Annotated in this window: 22 protein-coding genes and 3 pseudogenes; 17 read left to right on the top strand and 8 right to left on the bottom strand. The window is 38.0% G+C overall.

Going from position 1 to position 20231, the window contains the following annotated elements; translation table 11 throughout:
- Positions 1-69 precede the first annotated feature (69 nt).
- Both phrE and rapE read right to left on the bottom strand, forming a co-directional pair.
- Positions 70-204: a phosphatase RapE inhibitor PhrE gene (gene phrE / locus NSQ12_RS13305; protein WP_014114495.1), complete on the bottom strand. Its 135-nt coding sequence runs from the start codon at positions 202-204 to the stop codon at positions 70-72.
- Positions 194-1321 (bottom strand): response regulator aspartate phosphatase RapE, encoded by a 1128-nt coding sequence (gene rapE, locus NSQ12_RS13300; RefSeq protein ID WP_015714307.1) that lies wholly within the window; start codon positions 1319-1321, stop codon positions 194-196. The genes phrE and rapE overlap by 11 nt, the downstream gene beginning before the upstream one ends.
- A 307-nt stretch (positions 1322-1628) precedes the next feature.
- Here rapE and NSQ12_RS13295 point away from each other — a divergent pair, with 307 nt between their 5' ends.
- From NSQ12_RS13295 to NSQ12_RS13285, 3 genes are all read left to right on the top strand, one after another.
- The gene (locus NSQ12_RS13295; RefSeq protein ID WP_015714306.1) at positions 1629-2294 is read left to right on the top strand and encodes a CotZ-related putative spore coat protein; all 666 of its coding nucleotides are present in this window, start codon (positions 1629-1631) and stop codon (positions 2292-2294) included.
- A gap of 76 nt (positions 2295-2370) precedes the next feature.
- On the top strand, positions 2371-2718 hold the full coding sequence (locus NSQ12_RS13290) for an S-Ena type endospore appendage (protein ID WP_015714305.1): 348 nt from the start codon (positions 2371-2373) through the stop codon (positions 2716-2718).
- A gap of 50 nt (positions 2719-2768) precedes the next feature.
- A complete protein-coding gene (locus NSQ12_RS13285) occupies positions 2769-3662 on the top strand; it encodes a hypothetical protein (RefSeq protein WP_204551513.1) in 894 nt (297 codons plus the stop codon).
- A 107-nt stretch (positions 3663-3769) separates the two neighbouring features.
- Here the strand turns inward: NSQ12_RS13285 and NSQ12_RS13280 are convergent, their stop codons facing one another.
- Complete coding sequence (locus NSQ12_RS13280) at positions 3770-3910, bottom strand: DUF255 domain-containing protein (RefSeq protein WP_231940260.1); 141 nt, start codon at positions 3908-3910, stop codon at positions 3770-3772.
- 282 nt (positions 3911-4192) lie between these two features.
- On the bottom strand, positions 4193-5188 hold the full coding sequence (locus NSQ12_RS13275; RefSeq protein WP_029318099.1) for an acryloyl-CoA reductase: 996 nt from the start codon (positions 5186-5188) through the stop codon (positions 4193-4195).
- A 157-nt stretch (positions 5189-5345) separates the two neighbouring features.
- Here NSQ12_RS13275 and NSQ12_RS13270 point away from each other — a divergent pair, with 157 nt between their 5' ends.
- The 10 genes and pseudogenes from NSQ12_RS13270 to spoIVCA all read left to right on the top strand — a co-directional run bounded on the left by NSQ12_RS13270 (position 5346) and on the right by spoIVCA (position 14056).
- Positions 5346-5939 carry a TetR/AcrR family transcriptional regulator gene (locus tag NSQ12_RS13270; RefSeq protein ID WP_015714302.1) on the top strand — a complete coding sequence of 198 codons (594 nt, stop codon included), beginning with the start codon at positions 5346-5348 and terminating at the stop codon, positions 5937-5939.
- Positions 5940-6480: 541 nt separating this feature from the next.
- A pseudogene (locus NSQ12_RS13265) lies at positions 6481-7844 on the top strand (PepSY domain-containing protein).
- A 28-nt stretch (positions 7845-7872) separates the two neighbouring features.
- Positions 7873-8343 (top strand): FixH family protein, encoded by a 471-nt coding sequence (locus NSQ12_RS13260; protein WP_326225407.1) that lies wholly within the window; start codon positions 7873-7875, stop codon positions 8341-8343.
- A 313-nt stretch (positions 8344-8656) separates the two neighbouring features.
- Positions 8657-9421, top strand: a complete 765-nt coding sequence (locus NSQ12_RS13255) for a YqcI/YcgG family protein (RefSeq protein ID WP_004398670.1) — start codon at positions 8657-8659, stop codon at positions 9419-9421.
- Positions 9422-9792: 371 nt separating this feature from the next.
- Positions 9793-10110, top strand: a complete 318-nt coding sequence (gene arsR, locus NSQ12_RS13250) for an arsenical resistance operon transcriptional regulator ArsR (protein WP_004399122.1) — start codon at positions 9793-9795, stop codon at positions 10108-10110.
- Between the two features lie 60 nt (positions 10111-10170).
- A complete protein-coding gene (locus NSQ12_RS13245; protein WP_003229954.1) occupies positions 10171-10611 on the top strand; it encodes an ArsI/CadI family heavy metal resistance metalloenzyme in 441 nt (146 codons plus the stop codon).
- 22 nt (positions 10612-10633) lie between these two features.
- A complete protein-coding gene (gene acr3 / locus NSQ12_RS13240) occupies positions 10634-11674 on the top strand; it encodes an arsenite efflux transporter Acr3 (protein ID WP_004398718.1) in 1041 nt (346 codons plus the stop codon).
- Positions 11675-11685: 11 nt separating this feature from the next.
- The gene (locus NSQ12_RS13235; protein WP_004398596.1) at positions 11686-12105 is read left to right on the top strand and encodes a thioredoxin-dependent arsenate reductase; all 420 of its coding nucleotides are present in this window, start codon (positions 11686-11688) and stop codon (positions 12103-12105) included.
- Positions 12106-12459: 354 nt separating this feature from the next.
- A pseudogene (locus tag NSQ12_RS13230) lies at positions 12460-12638 on the top strand (hypothetical protein).
- Complete coding sequence (spoIVCA, locus tag NSQ12_RS13225) at positions 12596-14056, top strand: site-specific DNA recombinase SpoIVCA (protein WP_223257626.1); 1461 nt, start codon at positions 12596-12598, stop codon at positions 14054-14056. The pseudogene NSQ12_RS13230 and the gene spoIVCA overlap by 43 nt, the downstream one beginning before the upstream one ends.
- Positions 14057-14086: 30 nt before the next feature.
- Here spoIVCA and NSQ12_RS13220 read toward each other — a convergent pair.
- A pseudogene (locus tag NSQ12_RS13220) lies at positions 14087-14434 on the bottom strand (sigma-70 family RNA polymerase sigma factor); the annotation flags it as partial.
- A gap of 195 nt (positions 14435-14629) precedes the next feature.
- Here NSQ12_RS13220 and nucB point away from each other — a divergent pair.
- Positions 14630-15040 (top strand): sporulation-specific Dnase NucB, encoded by a 411-nt coding sequence (gene nucB / locus NSQ12_RS13215; protein WP_160221688.1) that lies wholly within the window; start codon positions 14630-14632, stop codon positions 15038-15040.
- A 32-nt stretch (positions 15041-15072) separates the two neighbouring features.
- On the opposite strand, the gene NSQ12_RS13210 is transcribed toward nucB, so the two are convergent.
- Complete coding sequence (locus NSQ12_RS13210) at positions 15073-15795, bottom strand: DUF308 domain-containing protein (protein WP_219144591.1); 723 nt, start codon at positions 15793-15795, stop codon at positions 15073-15075.
- Between the two features lie 252 nt (positions 15796-16047).
- Between NSQ12_RS13210 and gnd the strand changes: the two genes are divergently transcribed.
- Positions 16048-16941, top strand: a complete 894-nt coding sequence (gene gnd, locus NSQ12_RS13205) for a phosphogluconate dehydrogenase (NAD(+)-dependent, decarboxylating) (protein ID WP_163138265.1) — start codon at positions 16048-16050, stop codon at positions 16939-16941.
- A gap of 18 nt (positions 16942-16959) precedes the next feature.
- Here the strand turns inward: gnd and NSQ12_RS13200 are convergent, their stop codons facing one another.
- Positions 16960-17586, bottom strand: coding sequence for a TVP38/TMEM64 family protein (locus NSQ12_RS13200; RefSeq protein ID WP_038429330.1), 627 nt, complete (start codon positions 17584-17586; stop codon positions 16960-16962).
- A 186-nt stretch (positions 17587-17772) separates the two neighbouring features.
- Between NSQ12_RS13200 and cwlH the strand changes: the two genes are divergently transcribed.
- Positions 17773-18525, top strand: coding sequence for an N-acetylmuramoyl-L-alanine amidase CwlH (cwlH, locus tag NSQ12_RS13195; RefSeq protein WP_163138266.1), 753 nt, complete (start codon positions 17773-17775; stop codon positions 18523-18525).
- A gap of 251 nt (positions 18526-18776) precedes the next feature.
- Positions 18777-19508, top strand: coding sequence for an SGNH/GDSL hydrolase family protein (locus NSQ12_RS13190; RefSeq protein WP_003229964.1), 732 nt, complete (start codon positions 18777-18779; stop codon positions 19506-19508).
- Positions 19509-19813: 305 nt separating this feature from the next.
- Here NSQ12_RS13190 and NSQ12_RS13185 read toward each other — a convergent pair whose 3' ends face one another.
- Positions 19814-19954 carry a sporulation histidine kinase inhibitor Sda gene (locus NSQ12_RS13185; RefSeq protein WP_003226124.1) on the bottom strand — a complete coding sequence of 47 codons (141 nt, stop codon included), beginning with the start codon at positions 19952-19954 and terminating at the stop codon, positions 19814-19816.
- Between the last annotated feature and the right edge of the window lie 277 nt (positions 19955-20231).

The raw sequence follows: 20231 nt of genomic DNA, 5'->3' as shown, positions 1-20231 counted from the left end.
AGTATTAGAAATAAGAAAAAGCCGTTATGAAACGGCTAAAGGGAAACAGAACTAATGTTGTTTATCGAATCAAACAAGGAATTCATGAGTAGGTGCTAGAGTTACATTCCGGGATGCTTCCTTCATTTCGCCATTAGACATAGATCCGAAAAAGGCAAGTCCAATTAAAACGGCGGATAAACTGATAAACAATTTAGATTTCATACATGCATTCCCCTTTCGATATTTGCTTTTGAGCATATACCATCTTCTTGAAACAGATGATACTATCCTCTATTTTTCCATTATAATCGAAAAGGTTGCCTCCTAACAATGCCAGCTCTTCCAGATAAGGGTATCCTTTGCCATTCTCTAAACGAGAGAAAATGTTGAGGAGTTTAGGTGTATCGCCATTTCTTATATAAAGAACGTCTAATGCTTCAAATAAGTTCATAAAAAGTTCGTCTTTAAAATCTACAGCACTTCTAATTCCTTTGCGGAAGCAATCCATTGCTTGTTCTTTTTTGCCTTGTTTAAAATAAATCAATGCTAGGTCATGATAAGCTTGCGGAAGTACGTCAGAGTTAATTTTTCTGTATTGAACCAAGGCTTGTTCGATGTAACGAGCAGCCTTATTTAAGTTGTCCATTTTGTGATAACAATTGCCGAGATTGAAAAACGCAGTGGCATAGATATGAGTATTTTTACTTTTAAGCAGCTCAGCACCTTTTAAAGCTTCTTGAAGGTGGGGGAGAGCTTTCTCATGATTTTCAAGGTCATCATAGTTACCGGCAATGACAAAATGGCACTGTATACGCCGAACAGAATAAAGCTCGTGTTTTTTATAGATGTTATATGAAAGCTCAGCGTAATGCATCGAAATGTGTGTCATTTTCATATGATAATAGACTTCAGACAGTTTAAAATAAAACTCAGCTTTTTCAATCTTGTCGGAGATTGTAGGAATTTTGCGTTCAGCTTTTTTGTAATATGTAATGGCCTTTGTGTATTCACCGTTTCTAAACTCATACATCCCGCGGAAGAAGTTATAATAATATGCCCGCATATTGTCTAGCTTCTTCTTATGCCCTTCGATTTTCTTTAAATATTCTGAAAGTTCCATTCGGTTTTCATCGGATGGCATCGTGTATTCCAACATGATTTTATGGCGGAAGGCCATTAATTGATAATAAATAAGCAAATCTTGATCTTCTTCCATAACCTCTATATCACGTTCGATTTCAGCTTTTAACATTTCAGCATCAGTAACGTTGAATTTTTGAATATGCCTATGCCATTCATTAATCTTCATTCCCACTTCAGCTGATGTGATTGATATCAAGATATTCACCCTTCCCTTAACTCTACTAGTAATGTAAATATTAACAAGTTTTTGTTCGCAGAAAAAGGCAATAGGGCACCGCAATTTAAATTTTCGGTGAGACCGCAATAACTTTTTTATTACACTTGTTGGCCTCTCATCTTCTTGTTTTAGTTAGTCAATTTGTCTAGAAGATCACCAATTACATAGCATCAAATACAAGTCAATGAAGGTGTACCTCACCAAATGCACAATTAATCTCACGTCACATATTATAAGTTATAAAAAGCCACTTTAACTTTAAAGCAATGAATTGAGTTGGTTTAACTTGACATGCTGCATCATTGAAAAACTTAAACGAATTCAAAGTGAAAAACAAATAAAAGTTGATGAATGTTTTGCTGTAACACCAGTTTTTTTAATTAATCAAGAAGGAGAACATTTTATTGCATCTGGCATATCGAATGGAGAACTATTTCAGACGTGTTATTTTAAAGTTATTTCGGTTAATGAACTGCGAAAATGTGTTGTGCTAGAATTACTCGTTCCTTGTTGTATGAAAACATTATGTGCCAATAAGGTTTTGTATCGTTCAGATTCACGTATTTTGATTGATATTTCATTTTTTTGTGGTATTGGTGAAGTTAAAATTCCTGTATATGATTATCTGATTTTAAAACCAAGTATAAAAGATAAATTTGAAATTTGTTTTTTAACAAATGAAAATAAAACAGGAGTTCTATGGAACAACGAATCTAACTTTGCTAATACTGCTACAGTCACTCTTCATCATAAAGATACCAAGAATTCTTCGATTAAAATTATTCTTCAGACTAAAGAAAATATATATTCATTAGGTGTGAATAAAGGAGAAAGTTGCTCTATTACGGTTAAAGATCTTGAGTGTCTTAAGATCGAATCATCAAAAAGAAAATCGAAAGGACAAATAGATGTTCAGCTGAATCACATTATTAAATCTATTAAATATTTTTAAGTTTGGTTGATTATCCAATCGAAATTGTTTTTAATAACATATTTTTATAAAGATAATATGAATGAGGAGGATAATTATGGCTATTTTGGGCGGTTGTAGTAACGAGCAAACGGGTTTTGTAAACGATGCTGTATGTTTCACGATTGATTTGGGGGATACTGGAGCTGTAGCTACACCAGTTTGGGAAGACGCAACTTCTTTTGTTATAAATGGAACAATAATGGTAGAAAACAATGGGATTGTAGGAGTAGGCCCCACAGCTTCTCTTACAGTTAATGGAACAGCAGTTGCGGGATTTACAGTAGCACCAGGAGAAAGTAGATCAATCACTTTGAATGATATCAACTCAATAGGTATTGTTGGGGCAGGGGGAACTGGAACAGCAAATGTGACCGTTTCTTTTTCATTAAATTATCAATATTAATCAGTTTGTATCTTTGATTCCACAAACTTTTGCTGAAAGTAGTGACAGAAATGTGCGCTCAACTTAACGCATGTGGAGGTAGTAGTAGAGGACCAACAGGACCGACCGGAGCAACGGGAGCAACCGGACCAACGGGTGCAACCGGAATAACAGGAGCAACCGGACCAACGGGTGCAACCGGAATAACAGGAGCAACCGGACCAACGGGAGTAACGGGAATAACCGGACCAACGGGTGCAACAGGACCAACCGGAGCAACGGGAGCAACAGGGGCAACCGGAATAACGGGAGCAACAGGAATAACGGGACCAACCGGACCAACGGGTGCAACCGGAATAACAGGAGCAACCGGACCAACGGGAGTAACGGGAGCAACAGGAATAACCGGACCAACGGGTGCAACAGGACCAACCGGAGCAACGGGAGCAACAGGAGCAACCGGAATAACAGGAGCAACCGGACCAACGGGAGTAACGGGAGCAACAGGAATAACCGGACCAACAGGAATAACCGGACCAACAGGAACAGGCGGAAGTGTAACAGGAAACTCTATGTATGCATCTAATACAGTTGGTAGTACAATTGCAGTGGTACTGGGTGGTTCCCCAGTACCCTTACCGAACAATCAAAGCTTAGACGGTTTTACAGTAAATGGAGGTAATAATATGTTTACTGTGCCAGTGGCAGGACGTTATTATCTCTCATATCAAATCAATACCACTCTTTCATTACTTGCTGGTTCTAGATTAATGCGTAATGGTGATCCAATACCAGGTTCAATCATTTCTCCAGCAGTATCAACTTCTAGTTACAATGATGATGTGTTCGCTACTTTGGATGCAGGAGACAGAATATCACTTCAATTATTCGGAGTAGTAGCTACAGTTATTCTTTTAGGAGGGGGATCAACCGGAGCAGCCTTGACTATCATTCGATTAAACTAATAAGTTATAAAAAGGAATTCAAATGAGTTCCTTTTTTATTTGTCTTTAATTACAATTTCAAAGTTATGTACATCTTAAGGGATATGTGTAGATACACGAACTTGTCACTAATGAAAGTTCGAATAACCGATGCTGACCAGAAACGGCTTGTTTTCGCATTTGGCTTTTTCAAAGTCTTCTTCTCTCCAAGGGAACCAGTCAAACAGGGGTGTGGGTGTATTGTAGTAAATATGGAGACTTCTCAGCATTAGTCTATTGAGTTTATTGTGACAAGGTGGGTTCCTATTTATTTGAGCTTTGTTTGCCCATAAACGAAACTCTAGACTAGGAGCCACATTTATAATGTACGATGAATAAGCGTTTTCATATCATTAAGACTGTGTAAGCTGAATGGGGAGGATCACTCCTTATATTTTTGCATTTACATAAAGTAAGCTATAATAAGTAAAGGAATTCCTGTTGAGAATCTCTTTACTAGCCCTTTAAGACATTGTTTCATCTTTAGCAACTGGATGAGTTCTGATGAATAATCATACGATATTTACAATCGTTCTCCCTCTTACTTGTCCTTCCAATATTTCAGGAAGAACGTTAGGAAGTTGATCTAAAGTAATTTCTTGTGAAATAAATTCCTCTAAACTAGATGGTTTAAAATCTGTTGCTACACGATGCCATGTTTTTAACCGTGTTTCCATTGGACAATATACAGAATCAATCCCAAGTAAATTAACACCTCTTAAGATGAATGGAAAAACAGTAGTTGGCAGTTTTGTTCCAGCTGTTAATCCACTAACAGCAACGGAACCTCCATATTGAATTTGGCTTAAGATAGAGGCAAGAGGTTCCCCGCCTACAGGATCAACAGCTGCCGCCCATTTTTGTGATCCTAAGGCTTTAACCTTCCCTCCATAGGTCATATCCCGTGAAATAATTGTACTAGCTCCAAGTTTTCGTAAGTAATCATATTCTGATTCTTTACCTGTACTAGCTTCTACTTGATAACCGAGAGAGTTAAGGAATGAAACAGCAAAACTACCAACACCACCTGTTGCTCCTGTTACCAGAACTTTTCCTTTTTCAGGAGATAGGTTGTTTTCTTCTAGACGTTGAATAGACAGTGCCGCTGTGAAGCCAGCTGTTCCTACTATCATTGCTTCTTTGAGGGTCAAATTATCGGGTAAAGGTACAATCCAGTCTCCAGGGAGACTTGCATATTCGCTAAAACCGCCAAAATGAGAAACACCTATATCATAACTTGTGGCAATCACCTTATCCCCCTCTTTAAAGCGAGGATCATTAGAAGAAATGACTACACCTGCTAAATCTATACCCGGTATAAATGGGTATTTTCTTACGATTTTCCCATTGGGGTTCCCTGCAAGTCCATCTTTGTAGTTAATTCCAGAGTAGTGTACTTGGATGTGGACATCACTTTCTGGTAAAAACGCTGGAGAAACATTCTTTACTTTAATTGAAAATTCATCATCAACTTTGTTTACAACTAGAGCCTTGAATTCGTCTTTCATTTTATAAATCCTCCAATATGCTATCTTGATGTGAAACCACTTTAAGTATACACAATTATTCTGACCGGTCAAACTATTTTGTCTGGTCAGAATAATTTTGTGTGGATTTCATGAACTGTTGTATACTAATTGAAGGTTAGCTTTCTGGAGGTTTATTATGAAGAAAAAAGCAGAAGAAAGAAAGAATCAGATATTAAGGGCAGCTTTCCAAGCTGTGTCAACACAAGGTTATAATTCAGTTACACTACAAAGTATTGCTGATCACGCAGGAGTTAGTAAGGGCGTCGTGCATTATTACTTTGATAATAAGGAAGATACCCTTTCTCAACTACTTGAGTGGATTACAAATAAAATTTATAAACATGAATTGAAAGCAGTGGATTCGGAATCTACGCCACTGGATAAGTTGAAAGCTTATGTAAATTCAATATTTGTCTCTCCCGAGGAAAATGAAAAGTTTTACAAGGTTTATTTAGATTTCTTGTCTCAGGCAACCCGAAATGAAACGTACAGGAAAATTAACCATAGCTTTTATCAACAGTGCTGGGGCATCACATCTAACATTATTATTTTTGGACAGGAAACAGGAGTATTTGACCAAAGTATAGATGTTGAAAAAGCTTCAAAAACAATGCGATCTATTGTAGATGGATTGCTCATTCAATGGCTAATGAGTGAAGATATAAATTCACATGAATATTATAAAGAGATTTGTTATCAGAGCTTTTTAAGTCTTCTAAAGCTCACTTAATTCTATTGGTTCAATCTCTACTCTTTACGTAACAGAAAAAGATATAGCGAATATAAAAACAGAAATGAGGCCTGAAGTATAACAAGCGTTGAGGTAAGCAAGGATTATAGTGCTAGCCTTAAAACCATATAATGAATGACTTCACTACTTCATAAGCATTCACTTTATTTAAGATACCAAACTATATTGGTATCTTTTTTGTTTTGGAGTTTTATTAAATCTTCTTTAGGATTTCATGACTTGCACCAAAGTAAGGTTATTCTTGTTTGAAAAAATGGAATCTAAACAAAACCTATGCGTAAAATCTTAAAAGACCTTAAAAGAGTCTTTTTTTGTTATGAAATAACATAATTCAACAAAAATTAACAAATATTAACATGATCGTATTGTTGTTATAGGGTCTCTTTAGTATTTTTTTAAAAAGAGAGAATGAGGAAGGGGCTATGTAATTTGTCTTGCACATTTCTTTTTGTAACAACATTAAATATTGACTTTGTGATAAGACAATAATTTGTTTTAGAAAATAAAAAGGAGAAAACAAATGTTAAAATCAGATTATTCTGCAATTGAAAAGAAGGAATATTCTAAGAGAAAAACAGCGAGAACTTCACTTTATCAGACAGTTTGGCGATGGCATTTTTATGCGGGTTTGATCTTTTTGCCTTTCTTACTTATATTGGCTGTCACAGGTGGTGTGTACTTGTTTAAGCCTCAAATCGAAAATCATTTATACAAAGATCTATACGAGGTTCAGGCAGAATCAAAAACAGTCTCTCCATCAGTACAATTTGAAGCAATAAAAGAAAGGTATCCTGACGCTGAAATAATAAAATATAGACCCAGTGATCATCCAGAACGATCTGCCGAAGTGGGTATTGTTTCCAAAGACAGTTCCTATATTGTGTTTGTTAATCCACATAATGGGCAAATTATAGGGCAACTTGCTGATGATAATCGAATAATGGATAAAATCGAAGAATTTCACGGTGAATTAATGGCAGGAACAGCAGGGGACAGAATTGTGGAATTAACAGCTTGTTGGGCGCTAATACTTATCGTGACCGGTATTTATTTATGGTGGCCCAGAAATAGAATGAAGGTACGGGGTGTCATGATTCCCAGAGTTACAAAAGGAAAGAAAATATTGACTAGGGATTTACATGCAGTACCTGCATTCTGGATTTCTGCAGGCATGTTATTTTTGGTTTTAACGGGATTACCATGGTCTGGTTTATGGGGAAACACATTTCAGCAATTAACTACAAATTCAGGATTCGGATATCCTCCATCTATTTGGGTTGGAGAAGCTCCGACATCAACTCAAACAAAAGAAGTTGCCGATGTCCCTTGGGCAGCTGAGAATCTAGAAGTTCCTGTTTCAAGTAACTTTCTATTGATGATGTTGTAACGATTGCAGAAGAACAAAACATTACGCCTGGTTATGATATTTACATTCCTCAAAAAACTGACGGAGTTTATACAATGTCCGTTTTTCCGCCCAAAGCACAAGATGAGGCAACGATGCATATAGATCAATACACGGGGGCTGTCCTAGCAGATTATCGTTATGACAACTACGGCACTATGGGAAAAATAATTGCTCTTGGAATAACTCTTCACAAAGGGACACAGTTTGGACTGGTTAACCAATTGATCGGTTTAATGATCTGTATTGGAATTGTAGCAGTTGGGATAAGTGGATTTATTCTTTGGTGGAAACGTAAACCTGCCGGAAAGTTAGGGGCACCAAAATCTCCCGAACTCAAAACCATGAAACTCCTAATACTTATCATCATAATGTTTGGTGTCCTATTCCCTTTGGTAGGAATATCTCTTGTGCTAGTCTGGATAATTGATAATCTCCTCATTAAAAGGATTTCAAAGTTGAAAACCATAATAAATTAATAAAAATTGATTGATTAGTGAGGTCGATTTGAATAGTAGAGGATTGTCTTTCTTTTTCCTAATCATATTAATGCTCCTATTAACTTCATGCACTGTTGATCCTAATGCTGCTGACCAGTATGTACAATCAAAACAACTTGATGTAGAGATAATTTTACCTTCTAGCCTATCAAAGAATAAAGAACAAAATTTAAAAATGAAACTGACGCAAGAAGGAAAAAAAGTAGAGTATGCAACGAATGTAAAGTTTGAGATATGGAAAGAAAATCATAAAGAGCATTTAGAAGTGGTAGAAGCTGAGTATGAAAACAATGGGATATACGTTGCTACAAAGACATTTACTGATTATGGCTTATATAATATTAAAGCAGATGTAAAAACAAGAGACGCACATGTAATGCCCACCAGACAGGTTATAGTCGGTAAGCTACTTGAAGAGGACAAGAACGTTTTTAAACCTGATAACAAAAAGCATCAAGAGCATCAAAATCATCACTAATCTAAGTGCATACTGTTTTAGAGATAATACCAATATGTTTACTTTTTACTCAATTAAAGATCGTTTGTTGGTGTTAAAATAAAAAAATCCAGAAAGTCCGGCGTTATACGTTTTGAGGGCTGAGTGTGCATGAACGTCTAAACGCAGACTTAAACCTGGATTTTTGTTTTTTGTGATAAGCAAATACTACTTACCCATTAAAGCATTAACCATTTAATTAATATTCATTCGGATTTATGAAAAAGTAATTAGACATTCACCTCCTTCGTGCTCCCGCAATACATTATGATAAATGCCTTCGGAGGTGGATTTATTGACTGAGTTATATGCTAAAAGTGATCTTGAAAAAATTAAAGAAACGCTACCTGGTTGGCAATTAGATTCGTTTAACTATTTGAATGAAAAAATAGGTGATAAAGAAAATAAATTTCCTTGTATACCGGGAAGGCAAGCATTTTTAAGCGACCAGCTGCGAATTGCTTTTGTCGGTGATCCTAGGAATCCCGAGACTGCGAAGGAATTAGCGCCATTGCTTACTCGGTATGGAACTATTTCACGAGAGACAGGAAAGTATGCATCATTAACTGTAATATTTCATACACCAGAAGAATTACTGACTGATTACAAAATTGAGGATTACGAATCGTTGTTTTGGCAGTTGCTCAATTCATTGAGTATGGAAGATCCAGCTGATTGGCCAGATGATATACCAGAAAATCCAGATAACTTTCAATGGGAATACTGTTTTAATGGAGAACCATATTTTGTTCTGTGTGCTACACCGGCTCACAGCAAAAGAAAAAGCAGAAGTTTTCCTTATTTTATGTTGACGTTTCAGCCTAGATGGGTTTTTGAGGATCTAAATGATACTACTGCATTTGGACGAAATATGAGTAAGCAAATTCGAAAAAGGCTTGAGGCATATGATGAAGTACCTATCCATCCGCATTTAGGATGGTATGGAAAAAAAGACAATCTGGAGTGGAAACAGTACTTCTTGCGAGATGATGAAAATCAAGTGTCACAATGCCCTTTTATGAAAATGAAGAACTTATTCAAAAAGAAAAGGTCTGATTAAATTGTTTAAAACCTTATGTGGAAGGATGGATTGAATGGCTTATATCTTCACATAAGGTTTTAATTGATGATAAATCTGTGTGCTCTGACTAAATACGTATTATCTCGAATTATTATCGATTCTACATATTCACAAAAATTATTTAATGTTTTTTTCTTGAAATTAGAAATTAGCGTTTATGATCTCCGTTGCTGTAGTAGCAAAGTAGCGATGGAGGAAATAATAAAAATGGAAAACCTCTATCTGGTTACACAAGCTTTTAGCGGGTTTTACAATTAATCAAAATAAATTGATTTATTTGCTTGCATTAATTTAAAAATCATGAGTATAATAAATACATCAAAAAAAATTGATTAAAGAAGGCGATATGAATGGATGAGACGAAATCAGAACTGCTACGGAAATATGAACAAAAATTTAAGGCTCTTGCTGATCAGAAACGATTAGAGATCATGTATGAACTTTGTCAAAGGGGAAAAACCTGTGTTTGTGATCTGACTGAGATTTTTGAGGTGACGCAATCTAAACTTTCTTATCATCTAAAAATTTTATTGGATGCCAACTTAATAACGAAAGAGACAAAGGGAACATGGAGTTATTATGATCTAAATGATGAGGAAGTAAATGGTTTATTATCAGAAGAGCTTTGTTGTATATTTAGAAAAAAAGGTGAAGGAGATTGCTGCTAAAAAAATTTTTTAGGTATTATATCAAATTTTTTTGATTAATATATAAGAGGGGGAATTAAAATGAAATATGTTCATGTAGGGGTTAACGTTGTCAGTTTAGAGAAATCGATCAATTTTTATGAAAAAGTTTTTGGAGTAAAGGCTGTAAAAGTAAAAACAGACTATGCAAAGTTTCTATTAGAGACTCCTGGACTGAATTTCACTTTAAATGTCGCAGATGAGGTGAAGGGAAATCAAGTGAATCATTTTGGATTCCAAGTAGATAGTTTGGAAGAAGTTTTGAAACACAAGAAAAGGCTTGAAAAAGAAGGGTTTTTTGCACGTGAAGAAATGGATACGACTTGTTGTTATGCAGTCCAAGATAAATTTTGGATTACTGATCCAGATGGGAACGAGTGGGAATTTTTCTATACCAAATCGAACAGCGAGGTTCAAAAACAAGATTCCTCCTCTTGTTGTGTAACACCGCCAAGTGATATTACAACGAACTCTTGCTGTTAGTAAAAAAGGTGAGGATAAAGTAATGAAACGTTTATCTTTTTTAGACCGTTATTTAACCATCTGGATTTTTCTTGCGATGGCATTGGGGATAGGATTAGGTTTTATATTTCCGAGTTTTGTTGGTGGATTAAACAAATTACAAGTAGGAACTACATCTATCCCTTTAGCTATTGGATTAGTATTAATGATGTATCCACCACTAGCAAAGGTTCGATATGAAGAAATTGGACGGGTATTTAAAGATATTAAAGTGTTAATTTTATCTTTAGTGCAAAACTGGATCATCGGACCGACTCTCATGTTTATTTTGGCTATCATCTTTTTGCCAGATAAACCGGAGTATATGATTGGGCTTATTATGATTGGATTAGCTCGCTGTATTGCGATGGTTATTGTTTGGAATGACTTATCAAAAGGTGATACGGAATACGCGGCAGGATTAGTTGCTTTCAACTCAATTTTCCAAATGCTTTTTTTCTCAGTTTATGCTTACATTTTTGTAACAGTTATTCCGCAATGGTTAGGGATGGAAGGAGCAGTAGTGAATATTACGATGGCAGAAGTCGCAAAATCAGTATTCATTTACCTTGGAGTTCCTTTTATTGCAGGAATGGTGACACGTTATATTTTTGTAAAAGTGAAGGGCAAAGAATGGTATGAAAAAGTGTTCATTCCTAAGATTAGTCCAATTACGTTAATTGCTTTGCTATTTACAATTATCGTCATGTTTTCCTTAAAAGGTGATGTAATTGTTAGCTTGCCGTTAGATGTTGTCCGAGTTGCGATTCCATTATTGATTTACTTTGTTTTAATGTTCTTTGTTTCCTTCTTTTTAGGGAAGAAAATCGGGGCAAACTATGCTGTAACTACTACTTTAGCTTTTACAGCAGGAAGCAATAACTTTGAATTAGCGATTGCTGTAGCTGTTGGTGTATTTGGAATTCATTCGGGTGCAGCATTTGCCGCCGTAATTGGTCCGCTTGTAGAAGTGCCAGTCATGATAGCACTTGTTAAGGTTGCTTTATGGTTTCAACGAAAATACTTTGGAAGTCACTCGATGTAGAGGTGGAATATATGGAGAATAAAATCATTTACTTTTTATGTACAGGGAACTCTTGCCGGAGCCAAATGGCTGAAGGATGGGCTAAACAATATTTAGGTGATGAGTGGAAAGTGTATAGCGCGGGGATAGAAGCACATGGATTAAATCCGAATGCTGTTAAAGCGATGAAGGAAGTTGGTATAGATATCTCTAATCAAACGTCAGATATAATCGATTCTGATATTCTGAACAATGCTGATTTAGTTGTTACGCTTTGTGGAGATGCTGCTGATAAATGCCCGATGACGCCTCCACATGTAAAACGTGAGCATTGGGGTTTTGATGATCCGGCAAGAGCACAAGGGACAGAAGAAGAAAAATGGGCGTTTTTCCAAAGAGTTCGTGATGAAATAGGGAATAGGTTGAAGGAATTTGCTGAAACAGGGAAATAAATAAACTCTTTTGTTAAAGGATGCATATTTATATGTGTCCTTTTTTTATTAATGTCTAGCTATACGAACTTGACACCAGTGAAATGTCATTAACTATCTAACAATGAAAAACACTACTCCATTGTACTCTCAAATAATAATAAATCATTGAAAACTATAATAAGCGAATGTTGAGGCATAGAAAATAAAATCTTTTCTATTGAGGACCTAAAGGAGTGTAGAAAAGTCACAACAACTTTTTTTAAATTTTTTGCATATTCATTGAAACGTTTAATAACACTATAGTTTAATTTAAAATCTCCTCATTTGGACAAACAGCTGTTACATAGCATTACCCAAGGGGTGATGCATTTTATGAAAGTGATAATCATCGAGGGACCGCAAGCTGACAAATGCATTAACGATTGCTATCATTATTTAATAAAACTTTATAGGAAGGAGATTCAGGGTGATAGCAATATATGTAAGGGTATCGACCGAGGAACAAGCGATCAAGGGATCGAGCATCGACAGCCAAATCGAGGCCTGTATAAAGAAAGCAGGGACTAAAGATGTGCTGAAGTATGCAGATGAAGGATTTTCAGGAGAGCTTTTAGAACGTCCGGCTTTGAATCGCTTGAGGGAGGATGCAAGCAAGGGACTTATAAGTCAAGTCATTTGTTACGATCCTGACCGTCTTTCTCGGAAATTAATGAATCAGCTAATCATTGATGACGAATTGCGAAAGCGAAACATACCTTTGATTTTTGTAAATGGTGAATACGCCAATTCTCCAGAAGGTCAATTGTTTTTCGCAATGCGCGGGGCAATCTCAGAATTTGAAAAAGCCAAAATCAAAGAACGGACATCAAGCGGCCGACTTCAAAAAATGAAAAAAGGCATGATCATTAAAGATTCTAAATTATATGGCTATAAATTTGTTAAAGAGAAAAGAACTCTTGAGATATTAGAAGAGGAAGCAAAAATCATTCGGATGATTTTTAACTATTTCACCGATCATAAAAGCCCTTTTTTCGGCAGAGTAAATGGTATTGCTCTACATTTAACTCAGATGGGGGTTAAAACAAAAAAAGGCGCCAAAGTATGGCACAGGCAGGTTGTTCGGCAAATATTAATGAACTCTTCCTATAAGGGTGAACATAGACAGTATAAATATGATACAGAGGGTTCCTATGTTTCAAAGCAGGCAGGGAACAAATCTATAATTAAAATAAGGCCTGAAGAAGAACAAATCACTGTGACAATTCCAGCAATTGTTCCAGCTGAACAATGGGATTATGCTCAAGAACTCTTAGGTCAAAGTAAAAGAAAACACTTGAGTATCAGCCCTCACAATTACTTGTTATCGGGTTTGGTTAGATGCGGAAAATGCGGAAATACCATGACAGGGAAGAAAAGAAAATCACATGGTAAAGACTACTATGTATATACTTGCCGGAAAAATTATTCTGGCGCAAAGGACCGCGGCTGCGGAAAAGAAATGTCTGAGAATAAATTGAACCGGCATGTATGGGGTGAAATTTTTAAATTCATCACAAATCCTCAAAAGTATGTTTCTTTTAAAGAGGCTGAACAATCAAATCACCTGTCTGATGAATTAGAACTTATTGAAAAAGAGATAGAGAAAACAAAAAAAGGCCGCAAGCGTCTTTTAACGCTAATCAGCCTAAGCGATGACGATGATTTAGACATAGATGAAATCAAAGCACAAATTATTGAACTGCAAAAAAAGCAAAATCAGCTTACTGAAAAGTGTAACGAAATCCAGTCAAAAATGAAAGTCCTAGATGATACGAGCTCAAGTGAAAATGCTCTAAAAAGAGCCATCGACTATTTTCAATCAATCGGTGCAGATAACTTAACTCTTGAAGATAAAAAAACAATTGTTAACTTTATCGTGAAAGAAGTTACCATTGTGGATTCTGACACCATATATATTGAAACGTATTAAAGAGGGGTGTATGCACCCCCCTTTTGTAATTACAATCTCATTTTCAATACACCTCGCAGCATACGTCGCCAGCTTTGTCCCTTTACCAGCGGAATAGCTTTCAATTCCTTTTATCAGCCCGATCGTTCCGATGGAGATTAAGTCCTCTGCATCCTCACCTGTATTTTCAAATTTTTTCACAATATGGGCGACCAAGCGAAGATTATGCTCAATCAGCATGTTTCTGGCATGTTCATCCCCTTTAGCCATGAGCTCTAAGTATTTTTTTTCCTCGCTGCTTGAGAGCGGTTGTGGAAAGGCATTGTTTTTCACGTAAGATACTAAAAAGACAAGCTCTTTAACAACAAAGCCGAGCGCTGCGAAAACACCTGTCACCATCGTCACCTCCACAAAAGTATGTAGGCAAAAGCCTATATGTAAATGTATGTGACCGGGAGGCTGTCTGTGTCTGTACCGGGAAATTTCTCGCGGGGGAGTCCGGCTTTTGTAAGCAGCATACTAACTTCAAATGTTAAAAATAATCTTTATCAAGCGCCCATACATTGAAATGAACAAAGGTATGGGGGGATGGGAATGAAAAAATGGATGGCAGGCCTGTTTCTTGCTGCAGCAGTTCTTCTTTGTTTAATGGTTCCGCAACAGATCCAAGGCGCATCTTTGTATGACAAAGTGTTATATTTTCCGCTGTCTCGTTATCCGGAAACCGGCAGTCATATTAGGGATGCGATTGCAGAGGGACATCCAGATATTTGTACCATTGACAGAGATGGAGCAGACAAAAGGCGGGAGGAATCTTTAAAGGGAATCCCGACCAAGCCGGGCTATGACCGGGATGAGTGGCCGATGGCGGTCTGCGAGGAAGGCGGCGCAGGGGCTGATGTCCGATATGTGACGCCTTCTGATAATCGCGGCGCCGGCTCGTGGGTAGGGAATCAAATGAGCAGCTATCCTGACGGCACCAGAGTGCTGTTTATTGTGCAGTAATAAAGAAGAGGCTCTTTCTTGAGCCTCTGTTGTTACAATCCTTCGCCGAGCTGAATTTTTGGGGGATAGGTTTCTGCTTTTCGCCAATATTGGCGTGTGCCTTCGTCCCGTACAACGATGCCCAGCTGTGCCAGTTCGAGACGGAATTCTTCAATATCGTCTTTTTCTTCGTCCTGCAGCGCTTTGTGACGAGCTTTTAATAAGGCATGGGCGCCTTGCGATAGGTCTGGTGCATCAGGAATCCATCGGCGAAATTGATCTTTAAACGGATCACCATCTGTTGCCCATTCGTAATGATGCTGTCTAAAGGCCTTCTCAACGTTTACTGGTTTTTCATCAATTTCTTCCCGTACCAATTCATATCCGGCTGTTCCCAGGAGGACAAGCCGTTTGTGATCCATAAATACAAGAGCGATGTCATCGGAATGAATTGTTTGCACTTTTTTTCCTTTGATGAATTCCACTGTGTGATCTGTAATTTTGACAGACAGCAGCATTGCAATAACAGAATAAGCGAACCAAATCCCCGCACACATACCGAGAAGAGCAGTGATAAATGAAGCTGTAGATCCCTGAAAAGAGGTAATGAGCCGAAGCGGTCCTTCAAGAGGGATCCAGGGGAGGGATAATGCCCATTTCGCAATCTGCGGAATAAAATACCCGATTGCAAAACCGATGATTGCAAGTGCAGCGTATAAAAAGAATACAGCGGTTTTCGTAACTCCAATAAGAGTATGAGATTGATTCTGCAACATGTCACCTTCTTTTTACTGAAAAAATCGAATTCCTTCCCATATTTTAACTTAAACTGATGGTAAATCAAGGATAAAGTGATAATTATGGATATAAAGAGGTTCAGTAATAGAACTGGCAGGAGCAGTCGGCCCATGAAAAATAAAATTTACATGCGCAGACGATGTAAGCCCCATTTGTTTTCTGCGTATCACAATACAGTCCAAAGGGAACATAAAGAGTAAAGGCTTTTTAGACAATCAGGAGGAACAGATATGAAAATCGGATTAATCGGCTTAGGGAAAATGGGCATAAACATAGGAAAGCAATTCATTGACCGCAATCATCAAGCGGTTGGATATGATGTAAATCAAGCGGCTGTTGATGAACTGAAAGCATACGGGGCAGAGGGAACAACGAATCTTAAAGAGTTCATTTCTTTATTAGACCCGCCGCGTATCCTATGGGTTATGGTACCGCATGGCATTGTCGATGCTGTTTTGCGTGATGTATCACCTTTATTAAGTAAAGGCGATATGATTATCGAAGCTGGAAACTCTCATTATAAAGAATCAATTCGCCGCTACAATCAAATGAAAGAAGCGGGTATCCATTATCTCGATGCCGGAACGTCGGGCGGAATGGAAGGCGCACGGCATGGAGCCTGTTTTATGGTGGGGGGCGACCATGAAGCATGGGAGATTGTGGAACCGCTTTTTCGTGATACTGCCGTCGAAAATGGTTATCTATACGCTGGTGAAGCGGGAAGCGGACATTTTTTAAAAATGATCCATAATGGAATTGAGTATGGAATGATGGCCGCGATTGGTGAAGGATTCGAAGTGCTTGAAAACAGCCAATTTGATTTTGACTATGAGAAGGTTGCCAGAGTGTGGAATCATGGTTCTGTCATTCGTTCTTGGCTTATGGGACTGACTGAGCGAGCTTTCTCTAAGGATGCGAAACTGGATCAGATCAAGGGCATTATGCATTCCTCAGGTGAAGGAAAATGGACGGTGGAAACCGCGCTTGATCTGCAGACGGCAACGCCGGTCATCGCCATGTCACTAATGATGAGATACCGTTCTTTAACAGACGATACGTTTACAGGAAAGGTGGTTGCTGCGCTTCGAAATGAATTTGGAGGCCATGCGACAGAAAAAAAGTAAGGGGGCCAACAAGCCTCCTTATTTTTTTGGCACCTTCAGAAGATGAGGGAACTTTTTATAAATGACCAGCATGATGATCAGAATATATGTACCGTAAATGCTGATAGACAATAATTTATTGCTGGTGAAATTGGCACCTGCAATAGTGACAACAACAATATTGGGGATTTTCCCTATTAAAGACGCAAAGAAAAAAACATGCCAGCGAACCTGGCTCAGCCCGCAGATCACGTTCATTACAAGTGAAGGTATGACAGGTATCAGCCTTCCTAATAAAACAGCGGTAAAAGCGTTTTTGTTGAAGGAAGCCTCGTAGCTTTGTATGGCAGGATAGGCCTGAACTTTTTTTCTGGCCCAATCTCTAAAACTGTACCTGGCGAGAAAAAACAGCAATATTGTACCAAGCATTGAGCCGGTCAGTGTAATCCAAATTCCATTTGCAGTCCCGAACACTGCGCCATTTAAAGCAGCAACCAAAGCAAACGGCACTATTGGGAAAAAAACATCGGCAGCAATCAGCAACATACTAAATAAAACGGAAAACATCCCTCCTGCTTTGATTGCATCAAGCCAAGCTTCTTTCTGAAAAAAACCGACTGCAATGATAGCGATAATCACAAGTATACCTATTACTTTTTTTAACATGTCTATGGTCACTCCCAACTTAGGTGATGTCAGGAGCCAAAACCTCCGTCATCTAAATTAGTATAACTGGTGCCATTTCAGCGGTTCAACTGAAAACCAGGTTAAGAACACAATTCTTTTTTACCTCATAAAAAAGGCTGTCCATCTCTCTGTTTTCTGCATTCTTAATAATAGGGAGGGATAGAAATGGTAACCATAAAAAAGGATTTTATACCGCTATCAAATAATAATCGTCCTGGCTATTCGATGACGCCTGCTTATATTACGGTGCATAATACAGCGAATACAGCAAAAGGCGCTGATGCGAAAATGCACGCCAATTTTGTGAAAAACCCGAGCACATCCGAAAGCTGGCATTTTACAGTTGACGATTCAGTCATTTATCAGCATCTCCCGATAGATGAAAACGGCTGGCATGCGGGAGACGGTACAAACGGGACAGGAAACCGCAAATCGATCGGGATTGAAATCTGCGAAAATGCTGACGGCGATTTTGAAAAAGCAACATCAAATGCCCAGTGGCTGATCAGAAAGCTGATGAAGGAAAACAATATTCCGTTACATCGTGTTGTTCCCCACAAAAAATGGTCCGGGAAAGAATGTCCGCGGAAACTCTTGGACCACTGGAACTCTTTTATAAACGGAATTTCTTCCTCGGATACACCTCCAAAAGAAACTTCACCATCATATCCTCTGCCGTCTGGGGTTATAAAGCTCACTTCGCCTTATCGAAAGGGCACAAACATTCTCCAGCTGCAAAAGGCTTTAGCTGCACTTCACTTTTATCCTGATAAGGGAGCCAAAAACAATGGCATAGATGGAGTTTACGGACCGAAAACAGCGAATGCCGTCAAGCGTTTTCAGCTCATGAACGGATTAACTGCAGACGGGATTTATGGGCCAAAAACAAAGGCCAAGCTTAAATCGAAGTTAAAGTAAATGCAGGATTTAACGGATAACCTGTTTCCAGTGCGGATTCAGGTTATTTTCTTTTCTTTGGTTTGTGTGTTTTTCAGATTGGAAAGAAGGGAATTTTAAAAAATCATCAGCTGCGCCGCAATGAAAGCAGAATGATATTCACTGAGGGGGACACGTTAACTATAGGAAAAAACAGTGATAGCGAAAAACTCTTCATTGAACGAAGAGAAACAGAGGTATAACATTAAGGTGAGGCTTTTGGGGGTGTAAAGATGAAACATTTTATCATCCTTTTCCTTCTGCTGTTTGTTACAGCAGGATGCGAGGGAAGGGGATACGAAGACGTTGTAGCATTTGGTGACAGCAATACGCGTGGCTCTAATTGGGATTATCGCGATTATCCAAAAGCACAGCAGTGGGTCAATATATTAAAAACAGCTGAGCGCGGTAACCTTGATATACTCAATGCGGGAATCGGCGGACAGACGACAGAGGATGCCCGTCTCCGATTTCAGACAGATGTGCTGGATCAAAAACCGAAGTATTTGTTTATTATGTTCGGCACCAATGACGCTGCCATACTGACTGAGGGGAAACCGAGAGTGTCGAAGCAGCGTTTTAGAGAAAATCTGGTTTATTTTATTGAAGAAAGCAGAAAACACGGGATCAAGCCAATCTTAATGACGTGTATCCCAATTATAGAAGGTAATGGGAAGCATCATCTGTTTTACTATTCCAGATATCAAGCAGCTGCTTTTGAACCAAAAGGCGGAGCAAGGAAATGGCACAACTCATATAACGATATTACAAGAGATGTGTCGAAGCGCCTGGATGTCCCTCTTGTAGATAACTGGAAGCATTTTATAGAAGCAGACGGCGGAAAAGCAACTGATGAAGCGCTTATCCAATCTGGTTTAATAGATCCTTCTGGAAATCATATGACACCTAAAGGGGCAAGGATCGTATATGAAGGAATACAAGATGGGCAGATCCTGCAGCGTTGAGCCGGACAACCGCCTAGTCCGATTTATTTCTCCTACATAGGCTGTTATAAAACCTTATTAAGGAGGCGCTTCACATGTATGGCGCAGGCAGAGCATATGGATACGCTTTTATTGTTGTTTTAGTTGTTGTTCTCCTGGTTGTGGGCGGCATATACTGGTTAGCATAATAACCGGCCCTTTAAAACACCTCTTTTTAGGGGTGTTTTTTGCTGAAAGTAGTAGTAAAGCGCGCAGCCAAAGTGATATAATATCAGTCATCTGAGTAAAAAAAGGAAATACGCCCGGAAAAAATAGACAAATTCCTATTAAGAAGATACGGAAATAATATGTCCGAGCGATCTTCTTTTTATTTCGTTTTCAATTAACTCGATAAAGTCACGGTTTAAATTCATTTCGGTGGCTTTGAAATAAGATTCTATTAGTAATTCATCAGACAGTTTTCTCATGCTAGGAACCCAATTAATGGGAGAGGCACCTCCTTAAAAGTTGGAATCATTCATGATTTTAACGCATACAATGATAAGTTGCGTTCATCTGAGGTTGAAGTTATCTTTAATCTACCATGAAATGCATATAAGAACAATCGTTCTGTTATCCACACCAAAAAGTGGATAACTTGTGAGTATCGTGTTTATAATTTGTCTAAAGAGTGATGTAATAAGAGTGGATAGTGTGTGTAAATTTATCCACACCTGGTGAAGAAACCCAATTTTTGTCGAAATT

It is taken from the genome of Bacillus sp. PS95 (assembly GCF_037963565.1).
GTDB lineage: Bacteria > Bacillota > Bacilli > Bacillales > Bacillaceae > Bacillus > Bacillus subtilis.
This window is presented reverse-complemented; position numbering and strand designations above follow the sequence as displayed.

Excerpts from the sequence above, each read along its gene's own strand:
- phrE (WP_014114495.1), bottom strand. The coding sequence starts at position 204 with ATGAAATCTAAATTGTTTATCAGTTTATCCGCCGTTTTAATTGGACTT.
- NSQ12_RS13290 (WP_015714305.1), top strand. The coding sequence starts at position 2,371 with ATGGCTATTTTGGGCGGTTGTAGTAACGAGCAAACGGGTTTTGTAAAC.
- NSQ12_RS13285 (WP_204551513.1), top strand. The coding sequence starts at position 2,769 with ATGTGCGCTCAACTTAACGCATGTGGAGGTAGTAGTAGAGGACCAACA.
- NSQ12_RS13280 (WP_231940260.1), bottom strand. The coding sequence starts at position 3,910 with ATGCTGAGAAGTCTCCATATTTACTACAATACACCCACACCCCTGTTT.
- NSQ12_RS13275 (WP_029318099.1), bottom strand. The coding sequence starts at position 5,188 with ATGAAAGACGAATTCAAGGCTCTAGTTGTAAACAAAGTTGATGATGAA.
- NSQ12_RS13270 (WP_015714302.1), top strand. The coding sequence starts at position 5,346 with ATGAAGAAAAAAGCAGAAGAAAGAAAGAATCAGATATTAAGGGCAGCT.
- arsR (WP_004399122.1), top strand. The coding sequence starts at position 9,793 with ATGGATGAGACGAAATCAGAACTGCTACGGAAATATGAACAAAAATTT.
- NSQ12_RS13245 (WP_003229954.1), top strand. The coding sequence starts at position 10,171 with ATGAAATATGTTCATGTAGGGGTTAACGTTGTCAGTTTAGAGAAATCG.
- acr3 (WP_004398718.1), top strand. The coding sequence starts at position 10,634 with ATGAAACGTTTATCTTTTTTAGACCGTTATTTAACCATCTGGATTTTT.
- NSQ12_RS13235 (WP_004398596.1), top strand. The coding sequence starts at position 11,686 with ATGGAGAATAAAATCATTTACTTTTTATGTACAGGGAACTCTTGCCGG.
- nucB (WP_160221688.1), top strand. The coding sequence starts at position 14,630 with ATGAAAAAATGGATGGCAGGCCTGTTTCTTGCTGCAGCAGTTCTTCTT.
- NSQ12_RS13210 (WP_219144591.1), bottom strand. The coding sequence starts at position 15,795 with ATGTTGCAGAATCAATCTCATACTCTTATTGGAGTTACGAAAACCGCT.
- gnd (WP_163138265.1), top strand. The coding sequence starts at position 16,048 with ATGAAAATCGGATTAATCGGCTTAGGGAAAATGGGCATAAACATAGGA.
- NSQ12_RS13200 (WP_038429330.1), bottom strand. The coding sequence starts at position 17,586 with ATGTTAAAAAAAGTAATAGGTATACTTGTGATTATCGCTATCATTGCA.
- cwlH (WP_163138266.1), top strand. The coding sequence starts at position 17,773 with ATGGTAACCATAAAAAAGGATTTTATACCGCTATCAAATAATAATCGT.
- NSQ12_RS13190 (WP_003229964.1), top strand. The coding sequence starts at position 18,777 with ATGAAACATTTTATCATCCTTTTCCTTCTGCTGTTTGTTACAGCAGGA.
- NSQ12_RS13185 (WP_003226124.1), bottom strand. The coding sequence starts at position 19,954 with ATGAGAAAACTGTCTGATGAATTACTAATAGAATCTTATTTCAAAGCC.